This window comes from Wohlfahrtiimonas populi (assembly GCF_002006795.1).
GTDB classification, from domain to species: domain Bacteria; phylum Pseudomonadota; class Gammaproteobacteria; order Cardiobacteriales; family Wohlfahrtiimonadaceae; genus Wohlfahrtiimonas; species Wohlfahrtiimonas populi.
The window spans coordinates 121,960-144,003 of record NZ_MVDN01000005.1 but is presented as its reverse complement, the minus strand read 5'-3'; the positions used below and the strand labels follow the sequence as shown (position 1 = coordinate 144,003).

The following is a 22,044-nucleotide window of genomic DNA, read 5'->3' as shown; positions in this document are numbered from 1 at the left end:
ACGTGAAAAAGCCAATCTCTTCAGATTGGCTTTTCTTATGCTCAAAATATTTTAATTACTTAGAAATACCCCAATATTTTAGCAATGATTTATACAACATCTCTGCGCTAATCTCATAACCTAATGGTGTTAAGTGAATAAGGTCTTTCTCAGCTAGGCCTTCAGTATACCATTTGGCAATATTACAATTACCACCCATTGCTTTCTGCCAATCCCAATATAATAAATTTTCAGATTGAGCCACAGCAACTTGAGTAGATTTTACGTTTTCATAAGATATTGGCATACGTTCAACACATGAGCCTTGCGTCTTTCCTTTTATCATTAAATCTGGTGGGCTCATTAATAAAATCACAGCATTGGGTAATTGTTTACGAATGCGTTTAACACTAGAAATTAAATTCTTACGATATTCTTTAACATCTAATTTTTCATCAAAAGCTTCATTTGTACCATATTCCAAAATGACTAAATCACTATTGGTTGTTTGCAATTCTGATAGCCATTGTGGTGACCACTGATTCCAAGTGATCAATTGAGCTTCCTTCATCCCTATTGCTGAGACGATGACACCAGCCTGATCATGCTTCTGAATCCACAATCCACCCAATTCAACTGAATTATCTGCTTTAATGGTAAATGGCATCGTGGTTACTGCATTCATTACACGCCATTGATCAGGTACTAAATTCATCATGCTATAAGTTAAATCTGCATGACCTTCAGAATCTATGATAGAGATTGGAACTGTAGTCTTGCTTTTCACCATCAAACGAATATCCCACAAACCTTTATCACGCTTCGCTGAGTTCAAAACAACTTTAATCTCGGCACCATTACGCTTAGGTTTGGCAATATAGCCACCCATTGGGAAATCTGCTTGTAACGTAGTACGACTGCTAATAATATCCCATTGATACGCACTCCGCTTCACTGTGATATCTTTTTGTTCAGTAATACCGACAGGTGTTACCCAACCAACACCCGCATCACCAAACCTTTGTTGCATCAAATTACGAAGAGTTTCCGTAAAATAGCCTGTGGATGTATGTGCATCACCAAATTGAACAATACTGACAACAGTATTTTTTTCTATCAACAATCGGTGCATTTTATTTTTCAAAAGCTCGCTATTATGGTTACCATANAAATAGCCTGTGGATGTATGTGCATCACCAAATTGAACAATACTGACAACAGTATTTTTTTCTATCAACAATCGGTGCATTTTATTTTTCAAAAGCTCGCTATTATGGTTACCATAATCGATAATGCCATAGTCGCGGTCGAGATCAAAAGTTTGACAACTCGACAGCATTGCTGCAACTGCCACTATTCCACAGCTTTTCACTACCTTTTTCATTTATTACCCCTGAATCTAAACAACTAACTCTTGGTAAGTGTTAATATTTTACGACCTTCAGAAAATATAGCTACACATACTACATCAAATAATATTGTAATTATTTTGCGCAGTATTCTACTCTGTTGATGGATGCTTTCAATATATTAGAAAAATTTTTTATTTCTACATTACTTGAACTCTATAAATGATTTTTGTCATTGCCACTATTCGAATAACTTTAAGAAAATATACAAATCACTACTTTATATTCTTTAATACAACAAAAATACAACAAATTATATATTATGCAGATCTAATTAACACTATAGATATTCATTATTAAAAATAATTATGAAAAATTATACTTAAATAATTTATTTTGGTTAAAATGGTTACCTTTATATAAAGTAATTTTATTTAATGTCATACTTAATGTATTGCTTAAAGAGGACATCACATATTTTATGCAGCCATTAGACCCCATCTCACTTTTAAAACCTGTCTTCATTCTTGAGGACAATAAAATCATGGCTGACAGATTAATACAAATATTAACGAGCATTGGCTACCTAAAAAGTGAACTGCATTTATCTAGATCACTGCATGATTTCCAAAAGCAATTACAACATATTACACCTGAACTCGCATTGATCGACCTGCACTTACCTGATGGTAATGGCTTGAACGTTGTAGAAATTTTATTACAAAAGAAATCAGAGATGCCAATCATCGTCATCTCCGCTTGGTGTGATGAAATAACTATTTTAAATGCAATTAAAAAAGGAGCAATTGGCTATCTATTAAAAGAGCGAGAGGATCTAGAAATTGTATTGGCTATTCGCAGTGTGTTGCGAGGTGGTTCACCAATTGATCCTTTCATTGCGCAATATTTAATCCAGCAATCATCACACGATCAATTTAATCAACCAAAAAATACTTCAACAGTGGCAACTAACAGTTTTAATTTAACAGAAAAAGAAACTGAAGTTTTACAGCTCATTGCTAGAGGTATGAGTAACCAAGAAATAGCTGATCATTTATTTGTTTCCAAGAATACTGTAGAAACTCATATCCGCCACTGCTATCAAAAACTATTAGTTTCTAATAGAATAATGGCCACACAGAAAGCAAAAGCCAATGGGATTATTTAGACTATGTTTGTTTGTACTGCTAGTATTCGTACCAATATCTTTTGTTTTTGCTAAAGATACTTGTTCTGTTATCATCAATGATAGTTATGCTATTCCTGGTGAATACAACCACATTCCTGCCAAAAACCAAAATTGGCTGCCAATAAGATTACCGGATACATGGAGAGACCGTTGGCCAAATCAACAAGGTGTTTGGTATCGCGTAGATTGGCAGCTAATTTGCCCAAATAAAAATGCTGTGCCTGAAGCATTATCTCTGACTATCAATCGAATTAGTATGACTGGTAAGGTCTATATTAATCATGATCTTATTTGGCAAGATAATTCTCTTATTGAGCCTTTCTCCAGAAATTGGAATAACCCAATGTATTGGCCAATCTCCCCTTCAAGCATTCATATTGGACATAACTCCATTTACGTATATGTTGCGGGACTTGCTATTGATGCCCCAGGCCTTGGCGATATGACATTAGGTAAAACTACGCAAATATTTAAAATATATGAAGAGAATGTTTGGGCACAGCGCACCATATTTATTATCAATGTCTGTTTATCCCTCACTTTGGGTGCAATTTCAACCTGTATCTGGTTCTTTCGCCGACAAGAACAAGCGTTTGGCTTTTTTGGTTTAAGCACTATTTTCTGGTCAGGTTTTATCTATAACATCCTTGCAATAGAAACTAGCCCACTACCAAATTCTTATATCTTTCTACAGATGAATATGGCATTTTTCTTGGCTTATATTTATTGTTTTTGCGTATTCACATGGCGATTTTTACAGAAAAAATATCATAAGGTTGAACGAGCTTTTTTAGGGCTTAACTGCATATTTTTATTCGCAATTTTTATCACGCCTAATGATTTGTTAGCACGAACAACCGCAGTAGCTTTTTATAGCAATTTCCTGATATTTTTTATCAATCTATTTGTGGTTTTATACCTCTCATATCGTAAAAGATCATTAGAAACATACTTATTGGCCACTGCAGTTTTTGGTTGCTTGATATTAAGCGTCGTAGACTTACTCTCTTTACTAAGAATTATCCCGCTAAATGTATCAATTTTGCCATATTCATCAGGATTGATCTCCATTTTCTTCACAGTGACGCTATCTCTGCACTTAACAAAAAGCCTAAAGCGCATCGAACAATTTAATCAGGAGCTCAACCAAAAAATAGTTGAAACAACACATGACTTAGCGCGCTCTTTGAATCAACAACACAAGTTGGCTTTAGAGAATAACCAGTTACAAAATCGGTTGGCTTTATCCCATGAACTCCATGATGGATTGGGTAGTACGCTCACTCATGCGATTACCTCTGTGAATTATCATAAAGATCATAATCTCAATAAATCTCAAGTCTTAGTGATGCTCAAGACCTTAAATAATGATCTAAGACAGATCGTGGACTTATTTAAAGGTGATCAGCAACCTTTGCCTGAATCACCAGAATTATGGTTAGCACCGCTTCGCCATCGTTTTAATCTGCTATTCAATGAACTCTCTATTCAAGTCATTTGGGACATTGAATCAGAATGGAAAATTGAGCCAACATCAAAAATGTGCAGCTTGCTCTATCGCATTTTGGAAGAATCTATGAGCAATATTATTAAGCATAGCCAAGCCAGCTTAGTTCACATTACATTTCAATATGATCAAGATAAAATCATCTTTAACATTCAAGATAATGGTGTTGGCTTTGATGTTAGCAGCGTTTTTTCTTCTAGAATTTCCGTCGGCTTACAAAGCATTAAAAACCGTGTTGAACAATTAAATGGTCAGCTACTCATCCATTCGAAGCCTCAACAAACCACGATTCAGATCATCATTTAATCTTACATTAATAAAAATGAGCATCTTATACAGATGCTCACGGATAGATTATTCAAACAGATAATATGACATTACCACTTATAACTGAGCCCAACTGAAAAACCTTGGTGTTTAGTCTTTCCACCATAAATGCCATTGAACTGTCCATACATTTCCAATGATTTCGTTGGCATAACTTTAAAACCAACGTCAACTGCAACGTTATTTCTACGTGCTGCAGCACCTCTTGTTGTAAAATTATACTCTGGCGCAACAGCAAAATTGGCCGTTAATTCTCTTCGACTTGCAAACTCATGCGTTAATGCAGCTCTTGCATAGGTTTGTAGTGTTCCCCCTGGTGAAAAGAAAGTTTTATCAATTTGTACTCCCACAAAAACTGGAACGGAATAAGCTGTCTTTTTATGATAATTCAAAGCTAATAAATCACCCGTATTAACTGCTTCTTCTGTTGCGCTATTCTGCTTGAGCATACTTGCTTGAATGCCGATGAAAGGCGAAACATTCAAATCATTCTCAAATTCAAAGCGAGTGCCCACTTCAACGCCAACATTAGCGACTGATCCCGTAAACTTAGCTTTCAGATTACTCTCAACCGTTGCCACAGGAATGATGGGTTCATTCGTACCATGAATGATCGCAAACCGTTCTGTATNAAGAAAGTTTTATCAATTTGTACTCCCACAAAAACTGGAACGGAATAAGCTGTCTTTTTATGATAATTCAAAGCTAATAAATCACCCGTATTAACTGCTTCTTCTGTTGCGCTATTCTGCTTGAGCATACTTGCTTGAATGCCGATGAAAGGCGAAACATTCAAATCATTCTCAAATTCAAAGCGAGTGCCCACTTCAACGCCAACATTAGCGACTGATCCCGTAAACTTAGCTTTCAGATTACTCTCAACCGTTGCCACAGGAATGATGGGTTCATTCGTACCATGAATGATCGCAAACCGTTCTGTATTCGCTCTAAAGTAATCATAGCCCATGGAAGCTTTCACATAAGTTTCACCAAATGTTTTAATTCCATAAAGCCCGACTCCATGTGATCTTAAGCTACCCTTTGTAGCTCTATCATCTACATGATAATTCGAACTACCTCGGCTAATCGCTGCGCCTAGCAATGTTCGCTCATCCACCTGGTAATCAATCCCCAATGCGCTCAAGTTTTGAGTAGAATGATAAGCACCTGAGCCAATGGTTGTGTTGTTTGAGATATCCTCACTCCATCGATCAAATGATATCCACGTTCTCAACTTCTCATTGTATTGGCATGTTGTTGCATCCAATGATTGCTGGCAATCCGCACTCAATGCTCTGTTTTGATATCTTGTATTCGATAGCCAATCTACTGCCTGCTGCTGCATCACTTTCATCATTCTGCTTGAATAACTAAAGGCACTTTGCATTACGCCCACAGAACCTTCACCCATAATGGAATCATAAGCTGTTTGAAGCGCTTGCATATCTTTCTGATAGAAAAGTGCTGCGGCAATGGGTTCAAAAGCAGCATACTTTTGATCTCTTTGGATATTATTAATCGCATCCCCTAATCTATGCCCATTTTCTGTAAGCCCTGTTCGAGAATAATCAATTTCGGATCTTACTGTGAAGCCATTTTGACTCACAATTTTATCAAATACAGCCACTGCAGAAGGCACGCTTCTTAACTCAATGCCATGATCTGTTAGCTCTTGCGCTGTCACCATTACTTGATGGCTGACACCCGGCGTTGCTTTGCCTGGGCTCATCACATTGATTGAAAGCACGCCATTCATTTTTACTTGTCCAGTGACATTTAAGACATCATACGAACCAACAGAGGGTAAGGCATTTTGCATCGTATCCATTGGTGCATCCATCAACATGCTACGCTGAGCCATTCTGCCAATTTGCGGCGCTGCTGTTGGCATTTGTGAATTGCGATCTAAATCATAATCCCAATAGTAAATACCCGTTTCATCCTGCTGGAAATCACCCTCAATACGAGTATGAGCCACTTGATTCACGCTGCCCACTGCTAATTTACCTTCATTCACCAATAAGCCATTACTATTCACCATGCCTTTTAATTGCAATGTATTACCAGCCAACAACCATCCTGTTTCACGATTGGTGACGGTTTGATTGGTGCCCATCAAATACATAGATCCAGCCATATAATGGCCATTATCGATAGTATTATTGCCCATATCGCCCCGAATGATTGTGCCATCCGTCCAGCCCGTAGCAGCCAACTGCCATATGCCATTTTCATCTTGTTGATCAGATAATCGATAAGCAATGTTAGTACCCAAAGAAGTGAGTAAACCTATATTGTGCACAGTATTATTGCCACCGCCATTCATCATGATGGCAGAACCATTGCCATAGCCACCAATGATGCTACTGTCTGCATTAACGGTAATATTAATGTTACCAGATTGTACACCTTGGCTCTGTGCCAAGATACCGTGAGAGCCAGTACCTTCTGTTAAAATCAATCCATTATGCTTAATCACAACACCGCCAGAATTTCCTGAGCCACCAGAGCTTCCTGCTACATAACCAATCACATTATTTTTGCCATCTAATATATTGGCATAACCACCGCCACCTGCCAATGATTGAGCAACGATACCATGTGAAAAAGCGCCTTGAGTATGAAGAGATTCTGAATCATTATTAATCATCACTAAACCTGAATCACCATTCCCTTTCACTCTCCCAACCTGTTGAGCGCCAGCAGCCAAGCCACCGCCGCCGCCAATCGATTGCGCAACAATTGCAGAAGAACCCACCTTAGATGTACTTAATGAGCCTGTATTCGTGAAAGTCACTGCATCAGCATTACTCATGGCATCTGAAGTACTGCCAAAAATCACTGTTTCTGACAATCCAATGGCAGCACCACCGCCCCCANTTTCACTCTCCCAACCTGTTGAGCGCCAGCAGCCAAGCCACCGCCGCCGCCAATCGATTGCGCAACAATTGCAGAAGAACCCACCTTAGATGTACTTAATGAGCCTGTATTCGTGAAAGTCACTGCATCAGCATTACTCATGGCATCTGAAGTACTGCCAAAAATCACTGTTTCTGACAATCCAATGGCAGCACCACCGCCCCCAATGGATTGCGCTAGCATTCCAATAGAGAATTCATTTTCCGTAATAATTAACCCATGATTATGTATCGATACTTGATCAGCATGGCCTTGTGCTTTACTCGATGCACCCAAAGAACTCGATGTTGCTATTGCATCAATACCACTTCGAATGCCGCCCCCACCACCGATGGATTGTGCCACCAAACCATTAGAATGTGCACCGATTGTATTCAGTTGACCATAGTTTTTAACAGTCACTGGGCCAGCTTTACCCGCTGCAGCACCTGCTGCGCCTGCAACAAACAAACCATCCATACTGCCTGATGCACCACCACCACCACCAATGGATTGAGCTAAAATTGCATCAGAGCCATTACCTTTAGTCATAATCAAACTATCGGTAGATTGTTCAAAACCATTATTCACAACAACAGCATCACCATCGCCGCCCTTAGCATCTTGATTCAATAAAAGGCTCCCAATACCACTGCCAATTGTATTGCTGACTTTATTGAGTACATTACTACCAAAGCCCATAATCGTATTGCGAATATCTGAGCCTTTACTATCTTCAATCACATATCCGCCAATACCACCGCCGCCGCCAATGGATTGCGCAACAATACCACGGGATAAATCACCTTCAGTAACAATCAATTCTGCGGAGTTAGTAACAGTCACAGTTTTACCATGTCCAGCTTTGCCACCATTCCCACCAATGGCAATAATGGATGTTGTTTTTTCATTAGCAATAATACCGCCGCCGATACCACCACCACCACCAATGGATTGCGCAACAATACCATTGGATTGAATACCTTTCGTCCCTAAAATCAAATTATTATTGATGGTGACTTTATTACCATCTCCCGCAGAGGCTGCAAATCCGCCAATGGCCAACACGCCATCCGCTGATCCGCCTGTACCACCACCGCCACCAATGGATTGCGCCATTAATGCATCTGATAGATCTGATTCTGTCAAAATAATATAATCACTTAGCTTAGCAAGGTTATTAATGGTCACTTCTCCACCATTTCCACCCTGAGCTTGAGCGCTCACGCCAGTAATACTTGCCAATGCACCGCCACCAATGGCAACTTTTGACTGTAAAGCATCACCACCATTACCACCGCTTCCGCCAATAGACTGAGCATATATCCCACGAGAACCAATACCTTGCGTATGAATCGAATTAATATTTTGAATATTTACTGTACCGCCATTTCCACCACTGGAACCTGAGCCACCAACGGCAACCAATGCATCGTCAGCGGCACCGCCAGTACCACCACCGCCACCGATGGATTGAGCCATAATGCCAGAAGAAGAACGGCCTGATGTTAAAAGAATACTATCATTTTGAATAGTAATTGCACCGCCATGGCCGCCTGCGCCACCATCGCCGCCCAATGCCAATTTGCCTTGCGCCGTGCCACCAATACCACCGCCACCACCGATGGATTGAGCAAATATCGCATCTGCTTTATTACCTTTGGTTATAATCTGACTTGCTGTCGATGCTTGCCCTGTATTAGCAAAACTGCCTGTATTCACTGTAACCAATTGACCATTGCCACTTGATCCATCAGCAGTTGGGTCATCTGATAAGAGTTTGCCAATTGTGCCACTGAGTTCTTGCTGGAAAGCACCGCCACCAATGCCAATCAAACTTCCATCAACATTGCCACCATTACCACCGCCACCACCAATGGATTGGGCTAAAATACCTTTTGCATGATCACCAGTAGTCTGAATAACACCGCTACTATCTACTGTAACAGTGCCGCCTTCGCCACCTGCCCCCTTGTAACCACCAATACCGATAGAAATACCCGGATCATCCTCTTCATTTTCCTCTTGTTTTAATAGCACAAAGTTTTCCGCATCCAATAGTGCATTACCACCATCACCACCGCCACCACCAACGGATTGGGCATAAATACCATGCGCAGAAAAACCTTCTGTCAAAATATTACCGTCATTAGTTACTTTAACAGCAGCCGCATTATTTCCACTGCCACCCCAGCCTCCAACGCCTAATGCAAAGTTCGATCCTAAAGATTTCCCAGATGAACTACAGTATTTTTCGCAAGTAAACGTTAAGCGTTCATTGGTAGCATTACCACCATTACCACCGCCACCACCGATTGATTGAGCCTGAATGCCTGATGATCCTACGCCTTTCGTCCAAATATCCCCGATTTGATTAACAGTCACTACTTCTGAAGAGTTTCCTGTTCCACCCATACCACCCACTGCAATATTGACTGTATTTGATTTACCAAATTTACCAATGCCATCCGTATTTAAAACACCTGTCAATGAAAGCCCACCGTTACCACCGCCACCACCGATTGATTGAGCCAAAATAGCTTGTGAATAACTGCCTTCCGTTACTAAAATACCATTATTTGTCACGGTAACAGTTTGGCTAGTGTTCCCTTGACCGCCAGCACCGCCGATACTTGCTGTTACTGTCCAACTGGATTCAGTGGAGATAGCATTGGCACCAAAAGCATAAGCGGCACCGCCATTACCACCACCACCACCGATGGATTGTGCCAAAATTGCCTTTGAACTATGACCTTTAGTCACAATGTTGCCAGTATTCGTTGCAGTGACAATGCCCGCCGTACCACCAATACTGCCTTTACCACCAACAGAGACAGAAAAGTTCTTTGAATTAAACAATGCTCCACTGCCAGTAATGCTCATGCCACCATTACCGCCACCACCGCCAATAGATTGCACCAAAATACCATCGGATGAATTGCCTATCGTATATGTATTACCAATTCGTGTTGCGGTAACAGCACCAGCCGTATTACCTGTTCCGCCTTCACCACCTAATGCGACATTAAAGTTATTGCCTTTAGTGGTTAAGCCTGCATTCATCGTCATGCCACCATTACCACCACTGCCACCAATGGATTGGGCAAGCACACCTTGGCTATGATCACCCACTGTACTGATTGTACCTATTGAAGTAACATCAACTGCTTTAGCGACATTACCACCATTGCCACCTTTACCACCCAATGCAACATTTGCATTGAAATTGCTTGATGCACTTAAACTACCGCTTAAACTTGCATTGAAGCCCCAACCGCCATCGCCACCGTCACCGCCGATGGATTGTGCATAAATACCACTAGAGCCAACGCCTTTAGTATAGATATTATCGTGGCTAATGACTGTTACAGCACCAGATTCATTACCAGCGCCACCATTACCACCTAATTCTACACCAAGCTGAATATTTCCTTTATCTGCTGATGCTGTAACTGATACATCACCCGAGCCACCGCCTTGGCCACCCGAACCACCGATCGATTGTGCCAAAATCCCATGCGATAATGCCCCTTCCGTCCAAATAGTTGCAACATCCTCGCCATCATTTCCCTTCATAATATCTTTATTATATGAATTAATCGTGACTGAACCAGCAGCAGCACCTTGACCACCATTACCACCGAGATTAACACCAGCCTTGATAGGCTTTCCCTGAGCAGAGATGCTGATTGATCCACTCACAGCCATTCCACCCACACCACCATCACCACCAATGGATTGACCAATAATCCCGCTAGCGAGAAGGCCTTTTGTCACGATACTGGCATCGTTATTAATAACCTTTACATCCTTTGCAATTCCACCACTGGCACCATTACCGCCTAATAAGACTTGGGCTGTGATATTATTGCTATTCGACATTGTAATATCACCACTGATACTACTGCCGCCAGAGCCACCATTGCCACCTATAGATTGTGCCAAAATACCAGTACTACCGAAGCCTTCTGTCAATATATGTGCTTTATTATCCACTGTCACATTTCCAGCTTCCCCGCCTTGACCACCATTGCCGCCCAATGCAACAGATACATTCCCCGCACTTTCACCTGATGCAACGATACCACCTGCAACTGCGAAGCCACCTTTACCACCAGAACCACCGATGGATTGTGCAACAATACCTGCTGAGAGAAGACCTTTTGTGATAATATTCTCATCTGTTTCAACAGTGACATCTTTCGCATAACTGGCCGAGCCACCTTTACCACCTAAGCTTACAGAAGCACCCACACTACTTTTTGGACTGACCGATAAACTTAGAGCGATCGCATTCCCACCTATACCACCATCACCGCTAATGGATTGAGCAACAATACCGTCAGAAAAATCACCTTTTGTGAACACATTGCCTTTGCTGATGACAGAAACTGTATCTGCATTACCACCACTACCACCATTACCACCTATCGCAACAGATGCACTCAATGCAGGCCCTTTTGCCGCACCAGCAAGGCTACCTGAGACCACCATACCGCCACTACCACCGCTGCCACCAATGGATTGTGCCAGTATTGCACCTGAATTATGCCCTTCGGTATAAATATCTTGGTAAGACTCAACAGTGACATCTTTAGCTGTGCCTCCTTGACCACCATTACCACCCAATGTTACAGAAGCACTCGCAGCAGCAAGGCCAGCACTCACAGCTGCAGAAACAGCAATATTAACATTCCCACCTGTTCCACCAACAGATTGAGCCACAATACCTTTAGAATTATCACCTATGGTCCAAATAATATCTCTAATATCACTCTTATTCTTCTCGTCCTTCTGACCTAGGATCACAGAAACAGAACCGCTTTCCCCACCATTCCCGCCACCACCAGAGATAGAAGCCTGAAGTGAAGCCAAACCACTCAATGCGCCTGCAATAGACATGCCACTATCACCACCACTACCACCGATGGATTGTGCGACCACTGCAGTTGAGTTAGCTTGAGAAGTTAGAAGATTTCCTATGCTAATAATCTTTGCAATACCAGATACTCCACCATGTCCACCATCACCAGACATTGTAACACCCGCTGATACAGCACCCACTTGAGCAGAAATAGCTGAACCACCTTTACCACCATTTCCACCAATAGACTGTGCAACTAAGGCATTCGATTCACTGCCTTCCGTCAAAATATCACTCTTATTATTAATACTAGCTTCAGCTGATGTTGCACCTTCACCACCATCACCTGCAATATTTACACTTATATTGTTACCTATTGTACTTAGTGAACCTGAAATAATGGAGCCTGCATTACCACCATTGCCGCCAATGGATTGAGCAATCACACCTGAAGATGCTGTACCTTGAGTCCAAATAGTACCACCCGTCGTTTCAACAGTAGCTTTTCCTGCATTCCCACCTTTACCACCTTTACCTGACATATTTATAGTGATAGGCAGCCCCGAAACAGCACCACTGACAATAGAGCCTCCCTGGCCACCATTGCCACCGACAGATTGTGCAACAATACCACTAGAAAAATCGCCCATTGTAATAATATTACTATATTCCGTGGCAACTTTAGCTTCACCAGCCTTACCACCCAGCCCACCTTTTCCACCCAGATTAATTTCAAAGCTGGGCAGGATGCCCGGAGCAGTTGTAAGAGACATTATACTACCCGCATTACCGCCATTTCCACCGATCGATTGAGCGATAACTGCCGTCGATTGATCACCTGCTGTTTGCAAGGTAATTTGATTTTCTTCAGTGCCTATACTATTGATATATACATCATCAGCATTACCACCCTCACCACCTTTACCACCCAAATTAATACCAACAATAGGTGCAAGACTTAATATACTAGAACCACTTCCTCCACCGCCACCAATCGATTGTGCGATCATAGCGCTGGAGTTATTAAATTTTTGATTTTTATCCCCTGTAATGATTGATGATGTATTGTTAATGGTGACTTTTCCACTTGTACCACCTTTACCTCCATCAGCGCCTAATGTGAATATCCCAGAGATTTGACTGTTACCTGTACCACCACCGCCACCGATCGATTGTGCTAATATCCCATGAGCATTTTCACCACTAATTGTAACTGTATTATTGTTCTCCACAATCACATTGCCAGCCGCACCACCAGCACCACCCTTACCACCAATGTTTGCCAAGCCAACCATGAAGCCAGCATTACCGCCACCGCCGCCAATCGCCTGTGCAAGAATGCCATGACCTCCACTACCTCGTGTTTGTATCATCCCTTTATTAGTGATAGAAACAGCGAATTTAGCATTGGGATCTTTAATGCCCGCATCACTACCAGCATCACCACCTGCGCCTCCCTGACTACCTAAATTTACAATGCTAAATCCCTTACCACCGTTACCACCACCACCACCCAGTGATTGCCCAACAATACCAATGGCATTTTCACCCTTCATCGAAATATTGCCTACACTTGTGATTTTGACATTGCCTGCGTTACCACCTGCACCACCTTGACCACCTAAGCTAACTAACCCAATACTTGTGCCACCTTTACCACCTGCACCACCTACTGATTGCCCTAAGATACCTGTAGACCATTCACCCTCTAGGGTTATATTCGTATTGTTTGTTGTAATAAAGACATCCCCACCGGAACCTGCTGTATCTGACTTCCCACCTTTGGATACTAATCCTATACCTTTTCCACCATCTCCACTCTTACCACCACTACTGCTGCCTAATATTCCTATATTGTTTTTGCCACTCATATTGATGTTTGTATTGGTGACATCAACAATCACAAGACCACCAAGGCCACCATTAGTCCCTGATCCACCATGCTCTCCAATTGCGCCAATAGAAGCACCACCATCACCACCATCACCACCAGAAGATTGACCAACAATACCAGTCACATTATTCAGTTTGGATTCAATATTTGTGTCCGTTACAGTTAAACTTACCGTTCCACCATCGCCACCTTTACCACCAGCTCTACCACTACCACCCAGCGTGTATGTACCACCTGTACCGCCCTTTCCTCCTTCGGTTATGGCAAAAATAGCAGAAGATGGCTTTATTAATAGCATCTGCTGAAGAGTAATCTTGTGACCATTGCCTTCAACAGTATATGTTAAGCCCTCTGCTTTATCGCCAGCAAATACCTCAATAGGCATGTCAGGATCTGGTGAAAATGCCATTTCTAGAGCATATTTTGGTATTGTGACTGTAAAATTCTCACCCTCACCGGGGACAACTGTGGCATTCACTGTCTCAATTTCATTCTGACTATCCCTGCCTTTATATACTGTATACTCAGTTAATTTTTTTTTATCCTTAGGCTCAAGACGGTAAATTACTGTATCACCTTTATCGTCTTTATATGTTAGATACACAATACCTGTTTTGGGATCAACCTCTTCATGCTGTATTTCTAAATTACTGCCAATACTCTCCCCAGGCTTTCCTGCTTTTGGCTTTATCACCATAAAACCATCACGGCCATCCTTACCTTTGGCTCCAATAATTTCTCTTCCTATGCCGGAGTAACTCTTCTCATCTTTACTGAGCGAATACCCATCCTCTCCATAGACATTACTACCGAAACTCAGGCCAGCAATCGTCATAGCCACTGCTGTTTTTTTAAGCGTGTTTTTCTTGCCTTGGCTCTTGGCAAATTCAGGTACTGCAACCCATTTACATAAAGCGTGATGCCAGACAATTTTAAAAATATGATTCATTTGATTTACCCCACCATGATGGTTCTATAGCATTTTATAAATGGGTAATAATGTAGGCTTTAATTAGGAAATTAGGTATCACTAGAAATAGTGATTTTTATAAAAAATAAATAGGGCGTGTTGAACATTCATAATCTTAACCAAATATAAGCACAAGCTAAAGCAACGGTATTTTCATAATGTCGTTTTAGCTTGTCATATCTTGTTGCTATTCCTCTAAAATGTTTCAGCCGAGCAAAAGTATTTTCAACTCAATGTCTGATTTTATAAATATACCAATCCATATGATTATTATTAGCTTTTGTATTTCGCTTTTTAGGAATGATTGCTTTCACTGACTGTTCTGTAATTATTTTTCTAAAATCATCAGAATCATAACCCTTATCAGCACTGAAATATTCAGTAGTTTTCAAGGATACCTTGCTGAGTAATTCAGGTGCAACTTTAATATCATGAGTTGTGCATTTTTTGTAGTAATCCAACTTTTGCATGGGCAGTTGCCATATTGCCATTTGGATAATTTTTATCCGGTCTTTTTAGTTGTTTAGCCATAATCTCTTCACTGATCAAAGTGGGTTTATTGGCATCAAATAACTCCAAAGACCTTGCACTTTGATTAGCATCTCTAAAAACTTGACCATTAATTTTCACTTCTGCAACAACTGTTGGAGTCTCTCTAAGTTCTGGGTAATGTCGATCTATAATAGGTTTAGGTCTTTCTCTTGTAAGATGAAACATATTTTCAGAAAGCTCTTGGCGAAGTTCAGTTGCCACCATTGTAACCTTATCAGGATTATTTAATTCAGCTTGAACAAGTTTCTGTAACTCTTGGCGATCTACGGCCATTTCAATAGGTGCACGTGCCAATACACTCACCATCAAAAGATCCCCTAAACCTTCAAGGCCTTTAAGCATTAACTTTGCTTGTTCTTCACCGTATTGATCGACTGATGATTGATAAATTTCCTGTAATGTCGGCGCTAATGCCTCATGAATCGGTTGCATTAAACGATCAAGATGCTCTGATGATTCAAAACTATAACGCTGAATTAAATCAGCCCTGATCGTATCGTAATCAATATCCATTGCAACCGATGGCATCGCTGCAACATTTGCCATCATCTTCACTGACCAATTAATGGGTGCCGTCACAGCAAGCTCCCCCATACCTAAAGTTAGAGAGGTTGCTAGTTCCTCTGGTAGTAAATCTTGCTGTTGGGCTAATTCTATTTGTTGGATCAAGGAGAAAGTATCCAGTGTATCTTGAAGTTGATCCACAGATAACTCAAGCGGATTAGTTTTAATGTAATCAATTCTCTCATCTGTATTAAGTATTACCATTTTTTCAGTATATTCATCACGCAATGCTTGATGACGTTCTGCAACTTCATTTTATTTTTAAACTAATTGATCAGTATATCTTTAGTCAAAATCTAAAATATCTTTGGAAACATCGCCTGTTTCATAGAATTCTTTAAATATCTGTAAAACCAAATCAAAATCACGAATTAGTTGAGTTGATGACCATTCATAACCTAAAATTTCTACCATCTTATAATTCGGATCAGGCTTATAGTAACTTCTTACTTCTTCATCATTTTCAGTAACTTCCATTAAGGTTATAAGATACCAACCATTTTCTATTTTAAGATTTAAATCCGTAGGACCTAAATCAACGGCATTAATATCTTCCACCTCAAGGCTTATAGAGCCCCATTTTGAATTATGAATAGCTTTCAATAAAATTTCAATTTGCTCCCATTTAACATTGTGTGTATGTATTGCTTTACGAGGACACATATCTACTAATGTATAATTAGTCATTTATTATTTCTCCCATTTTTCTATTCTCCATTTACCCATTCCAGACTCCCAATAACGAGTTTGACCAATAGCTTCTTCATGAATAGTTCTTGACCTAGCGCCACTTGCTTTTATTATTGCTTTAATATCACTTCTACAATATTGACAGACTTCGAGCCCTCTAACTGTCATTTCCAAATTTGCACCTTTAAGTAGTCCAGCTTCGTGCATTTGTTGTAATAAACCAACCTCTGCATGAGCAGTTGCCATTTCAATGAGATTATTTACTAACAATACCCATCAACAAAAAACCACTTAATATTTAAGTGGCTAATTATGTTTTAATCCAAAATATCCCTAGAAACATCACCTGTTTCATAGAATTCTAAAACTATCTCTTTTATTAACTCATAGTCTTGAACAATAGTTGAACTCCCGTAGGTTTCACCTAACATATAAGAAAATCCTGCTGGTGCATTAGGATCATCGATTGGTTTGGAATTATGTAATGTTCTGACATAGTAATTATCATCTTTTTCATCAAATGACATTAATGTAGCCATATAATTATCATTTTCTATATATATCTCTAACTCATCTGATTCTGTCATGTTATTTTTTATCCCCAAAATTCCTGTTTTATCTTTCATGATATCAAGAGTGTTTAAAATATCAGTGATTGTTGGAGATTTTATTAACGGCAATTGATACCTCAATCCTTCTTTAATATAAAACCCACCAATACTTCTTGTTATTTGCATAATTAGTTCTCCAATACTATTAATTTTTTCATATTATTATCCCAATAATATGTTTTTGGCAGGCCTGTATCCCTATCTAAAGCATGTATTTTAATTGATTCTGCTCCTGCTTTTTTTAAAGTTTGCACGATATCACTTTTACAATATTGACAAACATCTAGCCCTTTCACTGTCATCTCTACATTTGCTCCTTTTAATAAGCCTTCGTCGTGCATTTTTTGTAGTAATCCAACTTCTGCATGGGCAGTTGCCATATTGCCATTTGGATAATTTTTATCCGGTCTTTTTAGTTGTTTAGCCATAATCTCTTCACTGATCAAAGTTGGTTTATTGGCATCAAATAACTCCAAAGACCTTGCACTTTGATTAGCATCTCTAAAAACTTGACCATTAATTTTAACTTCTGCAACAACTGTTGGGGTATCTCTAAGTTCTGGGTAATGTCGATCTATAATAGGTTTAGGTCTTTCTCTTGTAAGATGAAACATATTTTCAGAAAGCTCTTGGCGAAGTTCGGCAGTCACTCTTGCAACCTTATCAGGATTATTTAATTCAGCGTGAACAAGTTTCTGTAACTCTTGGCGATCTACAGCCATTTCAATAGGTGCACGTGCCAATACACTCACCATTAAAAGATCACCTAAACCTTCAAGGCCTTTAAGCATTAACTTTGCTTGTTCTTCACCATATTGATCGACTGATGATTGATAAATTTCCTGTAATGTCGGTGCTAATGCCTCATGAATCGGTTGCATTAAACGATCAAGGTGCTCTGATGATTCAAAACTATAACGCTGAATTAAATCATCCCTGATCGCATCGTAATCAATATCCATTGCAACAGCTGGCATCGCTGCAACATTTGCCATCATCTTCACTGACCAATTAATGGGTGCCGTCACAGCAAGCTCCCCCATGCCTAAAGTTAGAGAGGTTGCGAGTTCCTCTGGTAGCAAATCTTGCTGTTGAGCTAATTCTATTTGTTGGATCAAGGAGAAAGTATCCAGTGTATCTTGAAGTTGATCCACAGATAACTCAAGCGGATTAGTTTTAATGTAATCAACTCTCTCATCTGTATTAAGTATTGCCATTTTTTCAGTATATTCATCACGCAATGCTTGATGATGTTCTGTAATTTCATGAGCATCTCTGATTTGTTCACTTAAAGAATTTTCTGCTACTTCAGGGGCAGTAAAACCTTGAACGCCGATACCATATCTTGATTTAAGATCATCAAAACTCGCTGGTTGATCCTGAGACTTTTCCAATGAATCATTTGATTTTTGTAATTCAGGATGCATTTCTAAATATTCTAATTGTTCTTGTGGTGATTTTTCTAATACATCGTGAATATCATATTTTTCTGCAGTCAGCTGATTAAAATAACTCATATCACTATTCAGAATATAATTAGGCTGATCCCAATAGCCTAAAGACTGTCTATCATTCGTAATGGATTCTAATTTCAGATTAATATCACTCAATCGATTTTCATACAGAGCATTCATTTCATCGATTTTATTCTGGCTAATGTCCAGTTGCGGAGTGAGCTCTCTCTCATCTTGAGACATCGTTGGATTTAAATCTTCTTGTCTTGAGTCTTGTTGCCTTTCATCAACGATTGGAGGTGCCTCCATAGATCTTTCAAGTTGTGGTTCTATTTCAGGTTGTTTGGCAGTTCTTTCTAATTCATGTCGTGCAACCATTGCTCCAGTTTCGAGTTTAACTGCCTCTAGATGCTCTCTGCTTTGTTCTACCACTCTATCCAACTGTTCATCAATTTGTTGAGGATAACGTCGAATATCTGACATTTGATCGTCCAATAACTGCTGAAAACTCTCTGTTTTCACATCAGCTATTAATAAACTACGTGTTAAGTCATCATGGGTTAAAGGCTTTTCATATAAAGAAGGATACGGTTCAGGAATTTGTCCTGTCAATTTATTCCATACACCCATTAATCCTTGGCTAGACTGTTCTATTTTGATCTCTTGCATTAAGGCATCTTTGTTGTGCTGGTCAATGGCAATGCGAACCATATCCTCTAAATGGCCAACATTCTTTTCTAGTTGTTGGTGCTTTTGTTCTAAAGTTTGTAATTCACTTAATTTTTCACGAACTTCTATAGGTTTTTCAAAACCTTCTTTATCGAGTTCTATCTGTAAAGAACGACCATTACAACGTGCTAAAACTAAATTACGATCAGGATCATACTCTAATTCTTGGATATTGGCTGGGCTACCTGTTTTGATAAAAGCAAATTCGCTGATTTCACGTTTAATAAAATCTAGCTCTGTCTCAGATAAACACTGCAGTGACATATCTGATAATGTATCGACTTTTTCTAAGCCACGATCAAGGCTAACTGTATCTTTTTGGAGTTCCAACTCACGGCTTAATTCCCTTGCTCTTTCCTGTTCAAGCCGTAAAGCTCGTTCGTCATTAGATGGGCCATCACGGTCGAGCTCTAACTCTAATCCCATAAAATTCTCCTAATTATTATTCATTGTATTCAAGCAGTTATTAGGAGAAAAGTTTAGCATTATTATTCAACGTTTGCCTTTACACTGACACATATAAGGAACAGATTTTAGAACAAACCAAAACTCAGATAGCAAAAAACCCAGTGTTTAACTGGGTTTTAGGCGTGTCTATTTGGTACCGAAGGAGAGACTCGAACTCTCACGCTTTTAAAGGCAGAGGATTTTGAATCCTCCGTGTCTACCATTCCACCACTCCGGCAAGTGAGGTGCTCATTTTATATTTTTTTCACGATCTGTCAAGCGTTTCTATGAAATTTTTATAGGTTTTCCACCTAAAAAAACCTGTTCTACTTTAACTGTATGAATTTTATATCGTTCTAGCTCAAAAGGATTCTGATTTAATACAATAAAATCTGCGAATTTTCCTACCTCTAATGAGCCAATATTCTGATCTTGCCCCAACATATATGCCGCATCAATCGTTGCTGAGCGTAAAACTTCACATACAGTTAGCTCACGATCATTCACATGTTGGTAATGGCTACCCATTAATTGTCGTTTCATGCTCAATTGGAAATGTTCCCACAAATTCAAATGATCAATTGGCCAATCACTGCCATAAGCCACCTTCACACCCGCATCATAGAATCGTCCTGCACATTCAAAATACTCAATGCGCTCTTTACCAAGCAATTCCTCAAAAGTTGCCTGTGTTACTTCACACATCGCGCCCCACTGTAACGATTGCGTTGCAATCACATTTAATGCTTTAAAACGAGGATAATGCTCTGGCACTGTCAATTCATTGTGTGCGAATCCTGCTCTTACTGCTGAGTTTGGTGATTTCTCTTGAGAAGCTTCAATACAATCCAAGGCAAAATCTATGCCTGCATCGCCCACTGTGTGCATGTGAGGATGCCAGCCAAACTGATTCGTTTGGCACAATAGCCCTGTGAGTAATGCTTTATCATAGTAACAATCACCATATTGCTCAATGCCATCTAAATGGTAAGGTTTTCTCAATAACGCTGTATGTAATGGTGCTTGCAATACACCATCAATGAAAAATTTAATGTGCGAAATCGTTGTGGTTGGCTGTAATGCGGTTTGTTGATATGAAAATTTCGCCATAAATGCTTGAGTTTCGGTAATAGCATCAGGAATCATATCAGCTGTTGCGAAAGCTTTTGCAGGAATTTCTCTCGCACCTAAAACTCGTAATGTTAATTCATTAGATTGTGCTAATGACTGAAATGCATTGAATGTCACGGCATCTGCTCGTGCATCCATCACTGTTGTAACGCCTTGCTCATTCAATAAGGATTGCGCCTTTTTCGCTACTCTCAATGCATAATCATCGGAATAACGTGTGATTTCATCAAATGCTTGCATGGCAGGGCCATCTTCTAAAATGCCTTTGAACTTTGCATTTTCAGGAATATCCACAGTTTTGAAAGATGATAGAGCCAATGAGTTACAAACTAGTAAGTGGCAATCGTTAGAAAAAATAATAATTGGGTAATTGAGAGAGATTTTATCTAAGTCATCGCAAGTTAATTCACTGCCAATGGGCAACATATCAGGTTGCATCCAGCCACGCACAATGATCCAACTATCTTTATGTTCCTGCACATAATTTGCAGCATATTGTGTAATTTTGGTTAAAATTTCAGTTTTGGTGAGCACTTGATGCTTTAAGTCACAGCTCAATGATTGAGAAGCGCCCCAAAAAGGATGAAGATGCGAATCCACTAAACCTGGCATCACGAATTGCCCGTGTAAATCCACAAGCTTTATGACTTCATCTTGATGATGCAAAATCGATTCATCATCGCCCATCGCAATAATTATTCCTTCTGCAATTGCCATGGCTGAATAAAAAGTATTGTGTTCATCTACGCTGTAGATATTACCGTTAAAATAGATAGCATCTGCTTTAACCATCTTCACCCTCTGAAATCTTCAATGATTAAACGAAAAGCCATCATAGACAAAAATGATATAAATATGAAATGTTATTCGCCCATGGTTCCATTTCTCT

General features: G+C 39.8%; 12 protein-coding genes, 1 tRNA gene and 1 pseudogene. 2 read left to right on the top strand and 12 right to left on the bottom strand.

Annotated elements, in window-relative coordinates; translation table 11 throughout:
* Positions 1-55: 55 nt before the first annotated feature.
* Positions 56-1,009, bottom strand: a complete 954-nt coding sequence (locus tag BZK16_RS07605; RefSeq protein WP_456300691.1) for an SGNH/GDSL hydrolase family protein — start codon at positions 1,007-1,009, stop codon at positions 56-58.
* An 800-nt stretch (positions 1,010-1,809) separates the two neighbouring features.
* Here BZK16_RS07605 and BZK16_RS07600 point away from each other — a divergent pair.
* A complete protein-coding gene (locus BZK16_RS07600; RefSeq protein ID WP_077928295.1) occupies positions 1,810-2,496 on the top strand; it encodes a response regulator transcription factor in 687 nt (228 codons plus the stop codon).
* Positions 2,483-4,330 (top strand): sensor histidine kinase, encoded by a 1,848-nt coding sequence (locus tag BZK16_RS07595; protein WP_077928294.1) that lies wholly within the window; start codon positions 2,483-2,485, stop codon positions 4,328-4,330. The genes BZK16_RS07600 and BZK16_RS07595 overlap by 14 nt, the downstream gene beginning before the upstream one ends.
* A gap of 71 nt (positions 4,331-4,401) precedes the next feature.
* Here BZK16_RS07595 and BZK16_RS07590 read toward each other — a convergent pair whose 3' ends face one another.
* From BZK16_RS07590 to BZK16_RS07540, 11 genes and pseudogenes are all read right to left on the bottom strand, one after another.
* Complete coding sequence (locus BZK16_RS07590; RefSeq protein ID WP_158076826.1) at positions 4,402-4,932, bottom strand: autotransporter outer membrane beta-barrel domain-containing protein; 531 nt, start codon at positions 4,930-4,932, stop codon at positions 4,402-4,404.
* Positions 4,908-5,696 (bottom strand): autotransporter outer membrane beta-barrel domain-containing protein, encoded by a 789-nt coding sequence (locus BZK16_RS14985; RefSeq protein WP_456300690.1) that lies wholly within the window; start codon positions 5,694-5,696, stop codon positions 4,908-4,910. Before BZK16_RS14985 ends, BZK16_RS07590 begins: the two co-directional genes overlap by 25 nt.
* 1,493 nt (positions 5,697-7,189) lie before the next feature.
* Positions 7,190-14,956, bottom strand: coding sequence for an ESPR domain-containing protein (locus BZK16_RS07580; protein ID WP_077928291.1), 7,767 nt, complete (start codon positions 14,954-14,956; stop codon positions 7,190-7,192).
* Positions 14,957-15,084: 128 nt separating this feature from the next.
* Positions 15,085-15,417: pseudogene (locus tag BZK16_RS07575) on the bottom strand (transposase); the annotation flags it as partial.
* Positions 15,407-15,694 carry a cytidine deaminase-like fold-containing protein gene (locus BZK16_RS14980; protein WP_456300689.1) on the bottom strand — a complete coding sequence of 96 codons (288 nt, stop codon included), beginning with the start codon at positions 15,692-15,694 and terminating at the stop codon, positions 15,407-15,409. The gene BZK16_RS14980 and the pseudogene BZK16_RS07575, both read right to left, overlap by 11 nt.
* A gap of 684 nt (positions 15,695-16,378) precedes the next feature.
* Positions 16,379-16,780 carry a DUF6911 family protein gene (locus BZK16_RS07565; RefSeq protein WP_077928289.1) on the bottom strand — a complete coding sequence of 134 codons (402 nt, stop codon included), beginning with the start codon at positions 16,778-16,780 and terminating at the stop codon, positions 16,379-16,381.
* 3 nt (positions 16,781-16,783) lie between these two features.
* Positions 16,784-17,053, bottom strand: coding sequence for a cytidine deaminase-like fold-containing protein (locus BZK16_RS07560; protein ID WP_233145228.1), 270 nt, complete (start codon positions 17,051-17,053; stop codon positions 16,784-16,786).
* A gap of 47 nt (positions 17,054-17,100) precedes the next feature.
* Positions 17,101-17,520 (bottom strand): DUF6911 family protein, encoded by a 420-nt coding sequence (locus tag BZK16_RS07555; RefSeq protein WP_077928287.1) that lies wholly within the window; start codon positions 17,518-17,520, stop codon positions 17,101-17,103.
* Positions 17,521-17,522: 2 nt separating this feature from the next.
* Positions 17,523-20,003 (bottom strand): cytidine deaminase-like fold-containing protein, encoded by a 2,481-nt coding sequence (locus BZK16_RS07550; RefSeq protein ID WP_077928286.1) that lies wholly within the window; start codon positions 20,001-20,003, stop codon positions 17,523-17,525.
* Positions 20,004-20,176: 173 nt separating this feature from the next.
* Positions 20,177-20,262: transfer RNA gene (locus tag BZK16_RS07545), tRNA-Leu, on the bottom strand.
* Positions 20,263-20,309: 47 nt separating this feature from the next.
* Positions 20,310-21,947, bottom strand: coding sequence for an amidohydrolase (locus tag BZK16_RS07540; protein WP_077928285.1), 1,638 nt, complete (start codon positions 21,945-21,947; stop codon positions 20,310-20,312).
* Positions 21,948-22,044: the final 97 nt, after the last annotated feature.

What these genes read in the sequence shown, in the direction of transcription:
- BZK16_RS07605 (WP_456300691.1), bottom strand. Translation starts at nt 1,009, where the DNA reads ATGCAACAAAGGTTTGGTGATGCGGGTGTTGGTTGGGTAACACCTGTC.
- BZK16_RS07600 (WP_077928295.1), top strand. Translation starts at nt 1,810, where the DNA reads ATGCAGCCATTAGACCCCATCTCACTTTTAAAACCTGTCTTCATTCTT.
- BZK16_RS07595 (WP_077928294.1), top strand. Translation starts at nt 2,483, where the DNA reads ATGGGATTATTTAGACTATGTTTGTTTGTACTGCTAGTATTCGTACCA.
- BZK16_RS14980 (WP_456300689.1), bottom strand. Translation starts at nt 15,694, where the DNA reads ATGTTTCATCTTACAAGAGAAAGACCTAAACCTATTATAGATCGACAT.
- BZK16_RS07565 (WP_077928289.1), bottom strand. Translation starts at nt 16,780, where the DNA reads ATGACTAATTATACATTAGTAGATATGTGTCCTCGTAAAGCAATACAT.
- BZK16_RS07555 (WP_077928287.1), bottom strand. Translation starts at nt 17,520, where the DNA reads ATGCAAATAACAAGAAGTATTGGTGGGTTTTATATTAAAGAAGGATTG.
- BZK16_RS07550 (WP_077928286.1), bottom strand. Translation starts at nt 20,003, where the DNA reads ATGGGATTAGAGTTAGAGCTCGACCGTGATGGCCCATCTAATGACGAA.
- BZK16_RS07540 (WP_077928285.1), bottom strand. Translation starts at nt 21,947, where the DNA reads ATGGTTAAAGCAGATGCTATCTATTTTAACGGTAATATCTACAGCGTA.